The sequence below is a fragment of the Bradyrhizobium sp. UBA2491 genome (assembly GCF_002341725.1).
Taxonomy (GTDB): Bacteria; Pseudomonadota; Alphaproteobacteria; order Rhizobiales; family Xanthobacteraceae; genus Bradyrhizobium.
On the sequence record NZ_DDOP01000075.1, the window covers coordinates 936 to 15489 of the forward strand.

The following is a 14554-nucleotide window of genomic DNA, read 5'->3' on the forward strand; positions in this document are numbered from 1 at the left end:
AGCTTCCCCCGTTTTGTTTTGACGATTGCGACGGCGATTACTTCCCGCTCAGCCGCACGCCGAGCCGGCCCGCCAGCTCCTGGGTGTATTGCCAGGCGACGCGGCCGGAGCGCGAGCCGCGGGTGGTCGACCATTCGAGCGCCTCGCGCTCGAGTTCGTCGTCGGCGATCTTGATGCCGAAATGGTCGCAATAGCCCTTGACCATCGCGAGGTACTCGTCCTGGCTGCAGCGGTGGAAGCCGAGCCAGAGGCCGAAGCGATCCGACAGCGAAACTTTCTCCTCGACTGCCTCGCCCGGATTGATCGCGGTCGAGCGTTCGTTCTCGATCATCTCGCGCGCCAGGAGATGCCGGCGGTTCGAGGTCGCATAGAGGATGACGTTGTCGGGACGGCCTTCGATACCGCCATCCAGCACCGCCTTCAGCGATTTGTAGGAGGCGTCGTTGCCGTCGAAGGAGAGGTCGTCGCAGAACACGATGCAGCGGAACGGCGAGCTGCGCAGAAGCTCCATGAGCCCGGGCAGGCTCTCGATGTCCTCGCGGTGGATCTCGATCAGCTTCAGCCGGTCGGCCGGCTTGCGGTCGGCATTGATGGTGGCATGCGCCGCCTTCACCAGCGACGACTTGCCCATGCCGCGGGCGCCCCACAGCAGGGCATTGTTGGCGGGCAGCCCGTTGGTGAACCGCTCGGTGTTCTCCATCAGGATGTCGCGCATCCGGTCGACGCCCTTGAGCAGGCCGATTTCGACACGGCTGACGCGCGGCACCGGGGCCAGGCGGCCGTCCGGGTGCCAGACGAAGGCGTCCGCGGCGCCGAGCGACTCGGCTGGATCGGCGGCGGCCGGGGAGGCGGCCGCGAGGCGGCTTGCGATGCTCTCCAGGGCGTTCGCGATCCGCTCGGCAGTGGCGCCATCGAGCGCCATTTCCGGGCGTTTTGTCGCGGCGTTTGCAGCGCCTCTGGCGGCGGTTTTGGGGGGTGTTTTGCGGGTTGTTTTACTGGTGGATTTCTTGGCTTTTTTCGGCATTTGTCCAGTTCCTGTCGGCGCAGCCATATCGGGCTGGCGCAGGTCCCGCAAGCGCCCTAAATGAAGGCCCGTTAACGTTGCAATTGGGACCGCGGCCGCTATAGTCCGCGCGAATTTGTCCGGACCGCCATACCGCCCCGAAGGTCGAGGGCGCTGCCGGTCTTTTCCCGTCTTATCCGAGGATCGTCCGAATGCTGATTACTCCTGCGTTTGCTCAGGCCGGAGCGAGTGGTGACACCAACAGCATGTTGATGTCGCTGCTGCCATTCGCGCTGATCTTCGTGATCATGTACTTCCTGATTCTGCGCCCGCAGCAGAAGAAGGTGCGGGACCATGCAGACCTCGTGAAGAACATCCGCCGCGGCGACACCGTGGTGACCTCGGGCGGCCTCGTCGGCAAGGTGACCAAGGTGGTCGACGACGACCAGATCGAGTTCGAGATCTCGGACGGTGTCCGCGTCCGCCAGATGCGGCAGATGATCTCGGGCGTGCGGACCAAGGGTGAGCCGGCGAAGGGCGATGCCAAGGACGAGGCGTCCGCGAGCTGATCGCGGCGCCGACTTTCTGGAATCTGACAGGTCAACTCGATGTTGTATTTCACGCGGTGGCGAGCGCTGGGGATCATCCTGACAGCGCTGGTGGTCTGCCTGTGCGCCGTGCCCAATTTCTTCCCCGAGGCGCAGGTCAAGACCTGGCCGGCCTGGGCGCAGCGACGCCTCGTGCTCGGCCTCGATTTGCAGGGCGGCTCGTATCTGCTGCTCGAGGTCGACTCCAACTACGTGAAGAAGGAGAAGCTCGACCAAATCCGCGACGACGCCCGGAAGGTGCTTCGTGAAGCCAAGATCGGCTACACCGGCCTCAACGTTCGCAACGACGCGGTGGAAGTGCGCATCTCCAAGGAGGGCGAGCAGGCGCCGGCGTTGTCGAAGCTCCGCGAGCTGTCGCAGCCGCTCGGCGGATTGCTCGGCTCCAGCGGTCAGCGCAGCCTCGAGGTTGCCGATGCCGGCAGCGGCCTGATCCGCCTGACGATCCCGCCGGCAGCGATCACCGAGCGCATCCGGCAGACCATCGAGCAATCGATCCAGATCGTCGAGAAGCGGGTCAACGAGCTCGGCACGGTCGAGCCGGTGATCCAGCGCCAGGGCACCGACCGCATCCTGGTGCAGGTGCCGGGCCTGCAGGATCCGACCCGCCTCAAAGAACTGCTCGGCAAGACTGCGAAGATGGAATTCCGCATGGTCGACACCTCGGTGTCGCCCGATCAGGCGCAGCAGGGCCGGCTGCCGCCGGACTCCGAACTGCTGATGAGCGCATCGCCGCCACCGATTCCGTACGTCGTCAAGAAGCAGGTCCTGGTCTCCGGAGGCGAGCTCTCGGACGCCCAGCCCGGCTTCGACCAGCGCACCGGCGAGGCGATCGTCAGCTTCAAGTTCAACACCACGGGTGCGCGCAAATTCGCCCAGGCGACTGCCGAGAATGTCGGTCAGCCGTTTGCGATCGTGCTCGACAACAAGGTGATCTCGGCACCCGTGATCCGCGAGCCGATCACCGGCGGACAGGGCCAGATTTCCGGCAGCTTCACCGTGCAATCGGCCAATGATCTGGCGATCCTGATGCGTGCCGGCGCGCTGCCGGCGCCGTTGACCGTGATCGAGGAGCGAACCGTCGGTCCGGGCCTCGGACAGGACTCGATCGAGAAGGGCGAGCTCGCGGCCTATGTCGGCTCGATCCTGGTCATCGTGTTCATGCTGCTCACCTACCGGCTGTTCGGCGTGTTCGCCAACATCGCCGTGGCCATCAACGTCGCGATGATCTTCGGTCTGCTGTCGCTGCTCAACGCCACGCTGACCTTGCCGGGCATCGCCGGCATCGTGCTGACGGTCGGCATCGCGGTCGACTCCAACGTGCTGATCTACGAGCGCATCCGTGAGGAACTGCGCGGCGGCCGCAACGCGATCTCGGCGATCGACGCCGGCTTCAAGCGGGCGCTGGCGACCATCCTCGATTCCAACATCACCACCTTCATCGCTGCTGCCGTGCTGTTCTACATCGGCACCGGGCCGGTGCGCGGCTTTGCCGTGACGCTCGGCATCGGCATCATCACCACGGTGTTCACCGCCTTCACAATGACGCGCCTGATCGTCGCGTGGTGGGTGTGGTGGAAGCGGCCGCAAACCGTGCCGATCTGAGAGGCCTCTCGTGACCCATACCGTTCTCATTGGCCTTGGCATCCTGATCGCCGTGCTGACCGTGGTCGCGGCGCTCGGCCTGCTGCCGTCGCTGCGCATCGTGCCCGACGATACGCATTTCGACTTCACGCGCTTTCGCCGCATCAGCTTCCCGATCTCGGCGCTGCTCTCGATCCTCGCCATCACGCTGTTCTTCACCCACGGCCTGAACTTCGGCATCGACTTCAAGGGCGGCACGCTGCTGGAGGTGCGGGCCAAGTCCGGCACCGCCGACATCGCGGCGATGCGCACGACCCTGAACGGCCTCGGTCTCGGCGAGGTGCAGTTGCAGCAACTCGGCGGTTCGGGCGAGGCAGACGTGCAGATTCGCGTCGCCGAACAACCGGGCGGCGACAAGGCCCAGCAGGACGCAGTGGGCAAGATCCGCGGCGCGCTCGGCGAGGCCGTGGACTACCGGCGCGTCGAGGTGGTGGGGCCGCGCGTCTCCGGCGAACTGCTTGCCTACGGCATGCTCGGCCTGATGCTCGCGATCATCGGCATCCTGATCTACCTCTGGTTCCGGTTCGAGTGGCAGTTCGCGCTCGGCGCCATGATCGCCAACGTCCACGACATCGTGCTCACGATCGGCTTCATGTCGGTCACCCAGGTCGACTTCGACCTCACCAGTATCGCGGCGCTGTTGACGATTCTCGGCTATTCGCTCAACGACACCGTCGTCATCTACGACCGCATCCGCGAGATGCTGCGGCGCTACAAGAAGATGCCGATGCCACAGCTGCTCAACGAATCGATCAACTCGACGCTGTCGCGTTCGATCATCACCCACGTCACCGTGACGCTGGCGCTGCTCGCACTGCTGCTGTTCGGCGGCCAGGCGATCCACAGCTTCACCGCGGTGATGATGTTCGGCGTCGTGCTGGTCGGCACCTACACCTCGATCTTCATCGCCGCACCGATCCTGATCTACCTCGGTGTCCACACCACGCGGGGTGAGACGCTGGACGAACCGGCCAAGAAGCCGGACACGGCGGCAGCCAAGAAGTAGCCCGCATGAGCAACCCCTCGGACGCTCCCCATCTTCCGAGGTCGGCGCCGATCGAGGCCTACGGCAAGGGCGGCTTCGCGTTCGCCGATATGTCGCATCGCGGCTCGCTGTTGTGCCTGCCGGACGCGATCTGGGCCTGGCCGGTCACCCGGCCGCAGGAGATCGACGAATATTCGCTGCAAAAGGTGTTCGCGGCGGCCAATGCGATCGACACCCTGATCGTCGGCAGCGGCACCGAGGTCTGGGTGCCGCCAAAGGGCCTGCGCGAGGCGCTGCGTGCGGTCCGCGTGGTGCTCGACCCGATGCAGACCGGCCCTGCAATCCGCACCTACAACATCATGCTGGGCGAACGGCGCCGGGTCGCGGCGGCGCTGATCGCGGTGCCATGAGCGCGGCGGAGGCGCCAAGCGACGGTGCAGCGTTCTGCGCCGACCTGGTGCGGACCCATGATTTCGTGCGCTACGCCTCGACCCTGTTCCTGCCGGGGCCGGAACGCCGGGCGCTGCTCGCGATCTATGCTTTCAACATCGAGGTCTCGCGGGTGCACGAGCAGGTCAGCCAGCCGTTGCCCGGCGAGATGCGGTTGCAATGGTGGACCGACATGCTGGCGGGCACCGGGCACGGCGGCGTCGAGGGCAACCCGGTCGCGGCGGAGCTGCTGTGGACGATCCGCAATCACCGCCTGCCGGTCTCGCCATTCTCGCGCCTGGTCGAGGAGCACCAGTTCGACCTCTACAACGACCCGATGCCGTCGCTTGCCGCGCTCGAGGGCTATCTCGATGCCACGACGGTGGCTTTGTTCTCTCAGGCCACGCGCATCGTGGCGCGGCCATCCGAGGCAATCGATCATCTCGCCCGTCATGCCGGCCTTGCCCAGGGCATGGCGCAGGTCATTGCAACGCTCGGCCACGACGCCGCACGGCAGCAACTGTTTCTGCCGTTACCATTGCTCCAGCAGCACGGCAGCAGCAAGGAGGAGGTGTTTGCCGGCAAGCCGACGCCGAACATCCGCGCCGCGATCGATCAGCTCGCGGACGAGGCACAGGGCCATCTCAAGACCGCGTTCGGCCTGCTCGCGGATGCCCCGTCCGGTGCGCGGCGCATCTTTCTGCCACTGGCCTGCGTGCGGCAGGAGCTCAACCGGGCGAGGAGGGTCGACTACGATCCGTTCCTGCCAAGGCCGGTCTCGCGCCTGCGTACGCTATGGACGTTGTGGCGCGCGGCGCGCACGGAGGAATTCGGCAGCTAGGCTGATCCCGCGCGACAAACGCAGAGCGTTTGTGCGCGGATCGTGCGTGGCGCTATTCCTTGGCGATGTGCTTGGTGAAGATCCGGATCGTTGCGCCCTTGACGGTGCGGCCGCTGTCGTAGACGTCGGATGCGATCTGCTCGACCGCGTCGCGCAGCGCAATGAATTGCGCCTGCCGCGCCAGGCTCGCCGTTCCACGCGTGCCGGCGAGTTCGTCCATTGCGGCGTCGCTGATCTGGCATTCGACTTCCTGGTCACCGTCCATCATGGTGAATCCGAACGCCAATCGTTCGGAATCATAGCCTCCGATGCGGCCACGGGTGAGTGGCATCAAACTTGTCCCTTGAGCGCGATATCCCGTGCAAACAGTGGGGCTTCGCGCCGCGTTTGTCGAGGGCCGCCGTGCGTGCGCTAAAGCATGATCCGGAAACGTGCGAAGCGGCTTTTTGAAAGATCATGCGCAAACATGAGGCTAAAGCGAGATGACGAGTCGACCTCGTCTCGTCGCGCTTTAGCGTGCGGGCCGATCCATTTCGGCGACTTCGAAGTTGAAGCGATCGCGCAGGTTCTTGCGTTGCTCCAGGATGTCCTTGAGGAACTCGCGATCGGCGTCACTGCGCATCATCGGCTCGATCAGGTCGATCTGGTTCATGGCAACGAGTTGCAGGATTTCGGTGCGTGGCTTGCCGGCCGCGTCGCGCGGCAGCGCGTGTACGATCTGGATATGTTCGGGCGGCTTGATGCCCTTGGCCGCGGCGAGCTCGCTGCGCAACGTCTTCTCCAGCGCCGATTGATCGGCCTCGACAAAGGCGTAAAGTCCGACGCCGACGCGACGGTCGGCGAAGGCCACGATCGCGGTGTCGCGCACTTCAGGATTCTTCCGGATCAGATCGACCAGAACCGGGGCGTCGTTGACCAGTCGGCGGCCGCCGCCTTCGCGGTCGGTGAAATTGAAGATGCCGCGGGTGATCGCCTGGTAGACCTTCTTGCCGGTCTTCAGCCAGATGCTGGCGGCCGCGGATTTCTTCGCGAGCACCTTCCGCTCCATCGGCGTCAACGCCTCTGGGGCATAACTGCGCTTGTGCTTCAACAGATGGCGCAGATCCTCGTAGGCAGCGATACGGAACAGCCGGCTGCGGGTCTTGAAGCAGGCGGCGAGCTGGAAGTCGGTGAGGTAGGCGCGACCGTCGCGGCCGACCAGCCAGTTCTGCTCCTTGGCGAGGTCGTTGTGGCAGATGCCGGCGCGATGCAGCTTGCGCAACGCGGCCTTGGCCGAGCGGAAATAGGCGACGTCGCCGTGCGGCTTGGCCAGATGCAGCGCCGCGCCGTCGATGAAGCCGCGCACCAGCGCGCGCCTCCCGGCCCACAACAGCTTTGGCCCGATGTCGAGGTCGCGCGCCAGGGTCAGCGCGCGGCGTTCGCGCGAGAACAGATGCAAGGCCACGGCAAACGACCAGAACGGCACCTGATCGAGCCGGCGCAGCACGCCGTCGACCTCGCCGTCATCGGTGCGGAAGCGGCCGCGCTCGACGGTCGAGAACACATCGCGCTTGAGCAGCACGCCCTGATTCCATCGCGCCGACAAAGTGGCGTCGTCGTCTTTCGGCAAGCTCATGACTGTCAGGCCGCTGCCGCAACGCGCAGGTGCTCTGCGATCCAGGCGTCGAGCTCGGCGAGCGCCCGCGCGCTGATCGCCTGCTTCTTGGCGACGGTCTTCTCGTTGCCACGCAGCCGCGAGCCGTCCGGCTTCTTGGTCGGAGCGCTGGCCAGCGGCGGGAACAGGCCAAAGTTGATGTTCATCGGCTGGAACGAGCGCGAACCGGCGTCGATGGTTTCGATGTGACCGCCGGTAATATGGCCGAGCAGCGCGCCGAGCGCGGTCGTCGCGGGCGGCGGCGTCAGCGCGGCACCGCGCATGTCGGCGGCGGCGCAGAGGCCCGCGATCAGCCCGACGCTTGCCGACTCGACATAACCCTCGCAGCCGGTCATCTGGCCCGCGAAGCGCAGCCGCGGCTGTGCGCGCAGGCGCAACTGGGCATCGAGCAGCTTCGGCGAATTCAGGAAGGTGTTACGGTGCAGGCCGCCGAGCCGCGCGAACTCGGCGTTCTCGAGACCCGGGATGGTGCGGAATACGCGCTGCTGCGCGCCGTGCTTCAGCTTGGTCTGGAAGCCGACGATGTTGTAGAGCGTGCCGAGCTTGTTGTCCTGTCGCAACTGGACGATCGCGTACGGCTTCACGGTTGGATTGTGCGGATTGGTCAACCCGACCGGCTTCATCGGCCCGTGCCGTAGCGTCTCATGGCCACGCTCGGCCATCACCTCGACCGGCAGGCAGCCGTCGAAATAGGGCGTATTGGTCTCCCAATCCTTGAAGTCGACCTTCTCGCCATCGAGCAGCGCCGCGACGAAGGTGTCGTATTGCTCCTTCGTCATCGGGCAGTTGATGTAATCGGCTCCGGTGCCGCCTGGGCCGACCTTGTCGTAGCGCGACTGAAACCACGCCACCGACATGTCGATGGAGTCCTTGTGCACGATCGGCGCGATCGCATCGAAGAACGCCAGCGCGTTCTCGTCGGTCAGCTGGCGGATCGCGTCGGCGAGCGGCGCGGAGGTGAGGGGACCGGTCGCGACGATGACGTTGCTCCAGTCGGCTGGCGGGAGTCCTGCGACCTCCTCGCGGCTGATCTCGATCAGCGGATGGTCGTGCAGCGCCTTGGTGACGGCGGCGGAAAAGCCGTCGCGGTCGACTGCCAGCGCGCCGCCGGCGGGCACCTGGTTGGCATCGGCCGAGCGCATGATGAGGGACCCGAGCCGCCGCATCTCGGCGTGCAGCAGGCCGACCGCATTGTTGGCGGCGTCGTCGGAGCGGAACGAGTTCGAGCAGACCAGTTCGGCGCAGCCTTCGGTGCGGTGTGCCTCGGTCATCCGGCGCGGGCGCATTTCGTGCAGCACGGCGCGGATACCCGAATTGGCGACCTGCCAGGCGGCCTCCGAGCCGGCGAGCCCCGCGCCCACGATGTGCACGGGTTGGGAAGAGGATTGATGCGGTGTCATCGCGCAGCGTTAGCGCGTTTCGATCCCATATGCATCTGAAACCACGCCAGTGCGCTTCAAGCGAAGTGGATACCGGTTCGCGTGAATAAAACACGTCAAACCAAGGGACCACCGACAGGGTCCGGAAACGACAACGCCCGCTGTGGAAGCGGGCGTTATCCGTCATCAGATGGCTTGCGGCTGGTTAGCCGTTATAGGTGCCGGCGGCAACGCGCGGGATGTCCGAGCGATCGAGGCCGATATCGGCCAGTTCGCGGTCGCTGAGCTGGGACAGTTCGCTGACATTGCGCTGATAATCCCGGAAAGCCTGGATCATGCGGATGAGCGAGAGCAACATGGTAGTCTCCTAGTAGTCTAGCAATTCTGATTCAGCCTTTCAGTGGCCTCATCGTTGAAATGAATATAGATGATATAGTGCAGTGCGGTAGTTCCGATGTTGCGATGCAGCTAAGCTCAAAACGCATGACAGCGGTAAGTTTCGATTAACCGTTTGGCGCATCGGGAGCAGCGCCAGAGAGAGACGTTCCGTCCGAACGGTATGTTCGGCTAAAATATCCTAGAGATCAGTAGGTTGATAGAATTGTGACAAATGCAGCTCTGGCGATTATGTGGTAATTTGAGACCGCTTGATCAAGTTCAATATTCCCCGCGGCGGGAGTCACGGCGATGTGTTCCATGCGTGATTCGCATGCACCGGAGCTGACATAATTATGATTCAATATTCACTATATGAGGGCGTTAGTGCTCAATCAGAATAGCGTCAATAGGTCGCATTGACGTTATGGGTAATCTGGTCCTGTTTTGGGATGAGGACTGCTGACCGTCAACATCGGGCGAAGTACGAATTCCTGATTGTCCGAAGTTTGGGTCGGTTGAGTGAATGCGCCGAACAAAGCTATTGCGGCGCTGCTTCCTTACCAACTTGTAATCAAAACACTATGCAACGCATGCGCGATACGCGCGCAGCGCTCATCACATTTGTATCGCGCGAAGTTCATTCTGAACGCTGCCGGGAACAGCGAATAATCGTTCCGCAGATTCCGCAATCACGCTGGTTTCTGCTCAAGAACAGAAAATGGAACATCCCATGATCAAGACATTGATCGCCGCAGCCAGCATGGCTGCCGTTGTCTACGCCGTCGCTCCCGCGCAGGCGGCCCACCGTCATCATCACATGGGCGTCGGATGCAGTGGTGACAATCTCGGCAAGACCGAAGCGGCCGTTGAAGCCATGGCCGACAATGAGGTCAAATTCGCGGCGGAGAAGGAAGTGTCCCTCGCTCAGGACGCGATGCTGAACAACAAGTGGGGCGCATGCGGCGCGCACCTCAGCAGGGCTGCAGAAGCCAGCATGGCGAAGTAGGCCTTTGATCATGACGATAAGGGCCGATTGCCTGGGGCAATCGGCCCTTTTTGATTCAGTCGGCAAGCCGGCGTGAATGCTGAGGCGCTACGGCGCTTTGGCGAGTTGCGTCGCGAAGTAGCCGATCGTCCTGGCGTACACTTCGCTCTTGTTCCATTGCTGGATGACGGCAAAATTCTCGCTGCCGGGCTCCCAGCCCTTGCCAGGCTTCCAGCCGTAGCTCTTCAGGAAGTTCGCCGTCGATGCCAGCACGTCGGGCACGTTGTGGAGCAGGTCGCGCTTGCCGTTGCCGTCGAAGTCGACTGCGAATTTGATGTAGGACGACGGCATGAATTGGGTCTGGCCGATCTCGCCGGCCCAGGCACCGCGCATCTCCTGCGGCGCGAGATCGCCGCGCTCGACGATGCGCAGCGCGTCCATCAGCTCGGCCTTGAACATGTCGGAGCGGCGGCAATCGTAGGCGAGCGTCGCCAGCGAGCGCAGCGTTGGAAACTTGCCGGTGTTGACGCCGAAATCGGTCTCCAATCCCCAGATCGCGACCAGGATTTCGCCGGGCACGCCGTAGGCCTCCTCGATCCGCGACAGCACCGAACCGTAGCGCTTCATCATGTCGGAGCCGCGGTTGAGGCGCGGCGGCACCATGCGGCCGGAGAACTGCTCGAAGGTCTGGCTGAACACCTGCTGCGAATGGTCGCGCGCCAGGATCGCCTTGTCCTGGGTGACGCCGTTCAGGCCGGCCTGGATCGCGTTCTGCGAGATGCCTTTCGCCGCGGCCTCTTTCTTGAAATCGTCGAGCCAGGACTCGAACGTGCCTGTGCCGCATTGGGCGGCGAGCGCCGACGCGGTCGAGGCCACGAGCCACGCCCCAATGGCGAGGGCGCGAAGAGGAAAGCGAGAGGTCATAGGCAATTCACTCCGAAGTCTATGATGTCTTCGATTGGTCGTGGAAGGCCGCGGTATGTTCGCGGCAACCACGGCCAAAACAAGGCTCGTGATCGAACCGTCGATCTCGGGCCGCGCTTCAGTTGCCACGCCAACTTCACATCCATTTGAAGGCACAGACGACAAACCGCCGACCGATCATATCGGCCGGCGGTTGCCATGACGTTTACAGATCCGGACGTCTACAGGTCGAGCCAGTGCCTATCCGCGATCGCTACGCCGCCACGGAAAGAGGTTGGCAGGGAAGTCGGCGGCCGGCTTGCGCTCGCGCGGCTCGGGGATGATCGGCCGTGCATTGGGATCCTTGACGATGACCTCGCGATAGAGATGCCAGGTGGCGTGACCGAGCAGCGGGATCACGACGGCGAGCCCGAGGAAGAACGGGATGGTGCCCAGCACCAGCAGCACCGCGACGATCAGGCCCCAGGCTGCCATCGGCACCGGGTTCTTTGCGACGGCGCGCATCGAGGTCACCATGGCTTCGCCGGCGCCGGCTTGGCGGTCGAGCATCATCGGGAAGGCCACCACGCTGATGCAGAGTGCCACGAGCGCGAACAGGAAGCCGACGCCGCAGCCGACCACGATCAGCCACCAGCCTTGTGGGGTGGTCAGTACACGCTCGGCAAAATCGGGAATGTTGGCCGCGGTCTCATAGCCGAACACCGCCGTGTAGATCGCCTGCGCGGTGGCGATCCAGGTCACGAACAGCGCGAACAGCAGCGTGCCAACCCCAAGCATCGCGCCGAATGACGGCGAGCGGAAGACCTCAAGGGCGTCCCACGCCGAGGCTTCGCCGCCATCCTCGCGGCGCCGGCTCATCTCGTAGAGACCGATCGCGGCGAACGGGCCGAGCAGGGCAAATCCCGCGGCCAGCGGAAACAGCAGCGGCAGCACCGAATAGCCGTGCACGGTGCGCGCAAGCACGAGGCCGAGCACAGGATAGATCAGGCACAGGATGATGGCGTGACTGGGCACCGCCTTGAAGTCTTCCCAGCCGAGCCGGAGCGCCTGGTGCAGATCGGACAGGCCGATGGTGCGGATGACGGGCGCAGATGCGGTGCCTGGTCCGCTCTGCGTCATCGATGTGACATTGCCTTGGTATGGCGTGGCCATGGTCGTTGTCTCCCTCTGGGCGGTCGCATTCTGCGCCCGCTTGCGGGCACAAACGTACCGCCTCTCGAAGCGATCACGAGCAAGCCAGACGCGAAGACAAAGCAGGGAACTGGCCGTGTCGCGAACTGTGCGATGAGGGTACTCCCAAACCGCGCCAAAAGCACTCACGCTTAAGTGAATGTCGCATTGGCAAGCTATGGAGGGGGCGATAGACTTGAACTGCGACCTCGGTCAGGCGTCCCAGCGCCGTCTGGCTTCACATCTCAACTGTCTTGGGAGCGAACGATGAGCATTTTCGGAAAGATCATGGGCGCGATTTTCGGCAGCAGCGCGAGCGCCGCGCCCGCCGGCGGAACGGCCACAAGCACAGCTCCCGCCGGTGGATCCGGCAGCGCATCGTCGTCTCCTGCCGCGGTGCCCGCCGGCGCCGGTGCGGCGCCCGCCCAGTCCGTTGACGTTGCCCCGATTCTCGACAAGGCGGTCGCCGCCAAGGGCGAGAAGCTGGAGTGGCGGACCTCGATCGTCGACCTGATGAAGGCGCTCGACATCGACTCCAGCCTGTCGGCGCGCAAGGAACTCGCCAAGGAGCTCGGCTACACCGGCGACACCAACGATTCCGCCAGCATGAACATCTGGCTGCACAAGCAGGTGATGACCAAGCTCGCGGCCAATGGCGGCGTGCTGCCGGCAGATATCAAGCACTGACGGGATCGCCATCCCGCACACGACCAGGGCTCGCGCCGGCGCGGGCCCTTTTTTATGGGGCGTCGAACATCTATAGATCGGCCAACCAACAAGGGAGAACGCCGATGACTGACCTCGATCGCCGGACCATGCTTGCGACCAGCGCGCTCGCGCTGGCCGGCGCCGCCGCGCAATCCGCCCCGGCCCGGGCCGAGACCGCGCCGAGGGCGATGTTTCCGGTGCCGGCGGTGACGATCCCGATCGTCGGCGCCAGCGAGGTGTTCCAGGTCCGCCGCATCTACTGCATCGGCCGCAACTACGCGGCGCACGCGATCGAGCGCGGCTCCGATCCGTCCCGCGAGCCGCCGTTCTTCTTCCAGAAGCCGACCGATGCGATCCAGAACGTCGCGATCGGCTCCGTCGCCGATCACCCCTATCCGTCGCTGACCAAGAACTATCACCACGAGGTCGAACTGGTCGCCGCGCTGAAGTCCGGCGGCACCAACATTCCCGCCGACAAGGCGCTCGATCACGTCTACGGCTACGCGCTCGGCCTCGACATGACGCGGCGCGATTTGCAGAACGGCATGGCGGCGGAGAAGAAGCCGTGGGAGATCGGCAAGAGCTTCGACCATGCGGCGGTGCTCGGGCCGATCCATCCGGCCAGCAAGACCGGTCATTTCACCAAGGGCGCGATCTCGCTCGCGGTCAACGGTACGGTGCGGCAGAGCTCGGATCTGAAGAACATGATCTGGAGCGTCGCCGAGCAGATCGCGAAGCTCTCCGAGGCGTTCGAGCTGAAGGCCGGCGACATCATCTATTCCGGCACACCGGAGAATGTTGGGCCGGTGGTCAAGGGCGACGTGCTGCTGTGCAAGCTCGAGGGCCTGCCCGACATGTCGATCAGGATCGTCTGACGGGCAGGGCGTCAGCCGGCGAGGTCGGCGTATTCCGGGTGCTTGTCGAGATAGTCCACCACGAAGCCGCAGCCGGCGATCACCTTGTGGCCGTCGGCGCGGATCTGCTCCAGCGCTCCCTTCACCAGCTCGGATGCGATACCGCGGCCACGCAGCGCGCGCGGTGTCTCGGTGTGGGTGATGATGACGGCAGACGGTGTCCGCCGGTAATTCGCAAAGGCTGTGCCGCCTTCGGTCTCGAGCTCGAAGCGCTGTTGGGCCTTGTTGTCGCGGACGGCAGCCATCGCAAAATCCCGGTTGATCCTGTCCCATTGATCTAGGTGCTTGAACCCGTCGATGCAAAGCCGCGACCGCCGCATTGCCCGGCGTGCCGATCCTGCCGCATTGCACACAAATGGATCGGGCTTGCGAGCCGATGCAGTTCGATTAGGCTTGATCCCAGACATACGCCCCTGATGCGGCCCGATGGTCGTTACCGAAGCGATGGGACCGGCCGCTGACGTATGCCCCTTGTCGCAAGGAGGTTGGTCATGTCGGACAATCGTATCTTTGGTACCCATCGCCCCTGGGAGGACTGGCTCGGCATGCTGCTTGGCGTGCTGATCATGGTCTCGCCCTGGTTTCCGATGCAGGTCAGCGACGCCGTCGACGTCGAGCGCAGCCACCTGGTGCTCAACAGCTTCGTGGTCGGCATGCTGGTGCTGGGGCTGGCCCAGCTCGAATATGTCGCGCTGCATCGCTGGCAGGAGGTGGCGAGCATCGTGCTCGGCCTCTGGCTGATCGTATCGCCCTTCCTGTTCGGCTACGCGGCCGATCAGGGATTGCAGCTCTGGCACATCCTGCTCGGGGCGATGGTCGCCGGTATCGGGGCGTTGCAGCTCTGGCAGGACTGGAACCTGAGCGAGCAGGAACTGGCGCAGCACTCGCAATAGCGCCGGCTGGACAAAAATATCGAAAACAACCCCATGCACAGT

At 64.2% G+C, this 14554-nt stretch carries 17 protein-coding genes; 9 read left to right on the top strand and 8 right to left on the bottom strand.

What is annotated here, in order from left to right:
* Positions 1–37 precede the first annotated feature (37 nt).
* The gene (locus tag B2W55_RS24485; RefSeq protein WP_024578311.1) at positions 38–1024 is read right to left on the bottom strand and encodes an ATP-binding protein; all 987 of its coding nucleotides are present in this window, start codon (positions 1022–1024) and stop codon (positions 38–40) included.
* Positions 1025–1215: 191 nt separating this feature from the next.
* Here B2W55_RS24485 and yajC point away from each other — a divergent pair, with 191 nt between their 5' ends.
* The 5 genes from yajC to B2W55_RS24510 are packed head-to-tail and all read left to right on the top strand — an operon-like array spanning position 1216 to position 5507.
* Positions 1216–1572, top strand: a complete 357-nt coding sequence (yajC, locus tag B2W55_RS24490) for a preprotein translocase subunit YajC (protein ID WP_021081225.1) — start codon at positions 1216–1218, stop codon at positions 1570–1572.
* A gap of 39 nt (positions 1573–1611) precedes the next feature.
* The gene (secD, locus tag B2W55_RS24495) at positions 1612–3213 is read left to right on the top strand and encodes a protein translocase subunit SecD (RefSeq protein WP_024578310.1); all 1602 of its coding nucleotides are present in this window, start codon (positions 1612–1614) and stop codon (positions 3211–3213) included.
* Positions 3214–3223: 10 nt separating this feature from the next.
* Positions 3224–4258 carry a protein translocase subunit SecF gene (secF, locus tag B2W55_RS24500; protein WP_024578309.1) on the top strand — a complete coding sequence of 345 codons (1035 nt, stop codon included), beginning with the start codon at positions 3224–3226 and terminating at the stop codon, positions 4256–4258.
* 5 nt (positions 4259–4263) lie between these two features.
* The gene (locus tag B2W55_RS24505; RefSeq protein ID WP_024578308.1) at positions 4264–4647 is read left to right on the top strand and encodes an Mth938-like domain-containing protein; all 384 of its coding nucleotides are present in this window, start codon (positions 4264–4266) and stop codon (positions 4645–4647) included.
* A complete protein-coding gene (locus tag B2W55_RS24510) occupies positions 4644–5507 on the top strand; it encodes a phytoene/squalene synthase family protein (protein WP_024578307.1) in 864 nt (287 codons plus the stop codon). Before B2W55_RS24505 ends, B2W55_RS24510 begins: the two co-directional genes overlap by 4 nt.
* A 52-nt stretch (positions 5508–5559) precedes the next feature.
* Here B2W55_RS24510 and B2W55_RS24515 read toward each other — a convergent pair whose 3' ends face one another.
* The 4 genes from B2W55_RS24515 to B2W55_RS24530 form a co-directional block, all read right to left on the bottom strand.
* Positions 5560–5838: a DUF1488 family protein gene (locus B2W55_RS24515; RefSeq protein ID WP_024578306.1), complete on the bottom strand. Its 279-nt coding sequence runs from the start codon at positions 5836–5838 to the stop codon at positions 5560–5562.
* A gap of 180 nt (positions 5839–6018) precedes the next feature.
* Positions 6019–7122: a serine/threonine protein kinase gene (locus B2W55_RS24520; protein WP_024578305.1), complete on the bottom strand. Its 1104-nt coding sequence runs from the start codon at positions 7120–7122 to the stop codon at positions 6019–6021.
* A 5-nt stretch (positions 7123–7127) separates the two neighbouring features.
* Complete coding sequence (gene trmFO, locus B2W55_RS24525) at positions 7128–8561, bottom strand: methylenetetrahydrofolate--tRNA-(uracil(54)-C(5))-methyltransferase (FADH(2)-oxidizing) TrmFO (protein ID WP_024578304.1); 1434 nt, start codon at positions 8559–8561, stop codon at positions 7128–7130.
* A gap of 184 nt (positions 8562–8745) precedes the next feature.
* Positions 8746–8898, bottom strand: coding sequence for a DUF1127 domain-containing protein (locus tag B2W55_RS24530; protein WP_016846063.1), 153 nt, complete (start codon positions 8896–8898; stop codon positions 8746–8748).
* Between the two features lie 738 nt (positions 8899–9636).
* Between B2W55_RS24530 and B2W55_RS24535 the strand changes: the two genes are divergently transcribed.
* Entirely contained in the window at positions 9637–9924 is a 288-nt protein-coding gene (locus B2W55_RS24535) for a hypothetical protein (RefSeq protein WP_029878670.1), read from the top strand.
* Positions 9925–10011: 87 nt separating this feature from the next.
* Here the strand turns inward: B2W55_RS24535 and B2W55_RS24540 are convergent, their stop codons facing one another.
* Complete coding sequence (locus B2W55_RS24540; protein ID WP_024578302.1) at positions 10012–10827, bottom strand: lytic murein transglycosylase; 816 nt, start codon at positions 10825–10827, stop codon at positions 10012–10014.
* A gap of 240 nt (positions 10828–11067) precedes the next feature.
* The gene (locus B2W55_RS24545) at positions 11068–11979 is read right to left on the bottom strand and encodes a DUF2189 domain-containing protein (protein WP_024578301.1); all 912 of its coding nucleotides are present in this window, start codon (positions 11977–11979) and stop codon (positions 11068–11070) included.
* A gap of 285 nt (positions 11980–12264) precedes the next feature.
* Here B2W55_RS24545 and B2W55_RS24550 point away from each other — a divergent pair, with 285 nt between their 5' ends.
* A complete protein-coding gene (locus B2W55_RS24550; protein WP_024578300.1) occupies positions 12265–12684 on the top strand; it encodes a DUF3597 domain-containing protein in 420 nt (139 codons plus the stop codon).
* A gap of 104 nt (positions 12685–12788) precedes the next feature.
* On the top strand, positions 12789–13580 hold the full coding sequence (locus B2W55_RS24555; protein ID WP_024578299.1) for a fumarylacetoacetate hydrolase family protein: 792 nt from the start codon (positions 12789–12791) through the stop codon (positions 13578–13580).
* An 11-nt stretch (positions 13581–13591) separates the two neighbouring features.
* On the opposite strand, the gene B2W55_RS24560 is transcribed toward B2W55_RS24555, so the two are convergent.
* Entirely contained in the window at positions 13592–13864 is a 273-nt protein-coding gene (locus tag B2W55_RS24560) for a GNAT family N-acetyltransferase (protein ID WP_024578298.1), read from the bottom strand.
* A gap of 246 nt (positions 13865–14110) precedes the next feature.
* Between B2W55_RS24560 and B2W55_RS24565 the strand changes: the two genes are divergently transcribed.
* Entirely contained in the window at positions 14111–14512 is a 402-nt protein-coding gene (locus tag B2W55_RS24565; RefSeq protein WP_024578297.1) for an SPW repeat protein, read from the top strand.
* Positions 14513–14554: the final 42 nt, after the last annotated feature.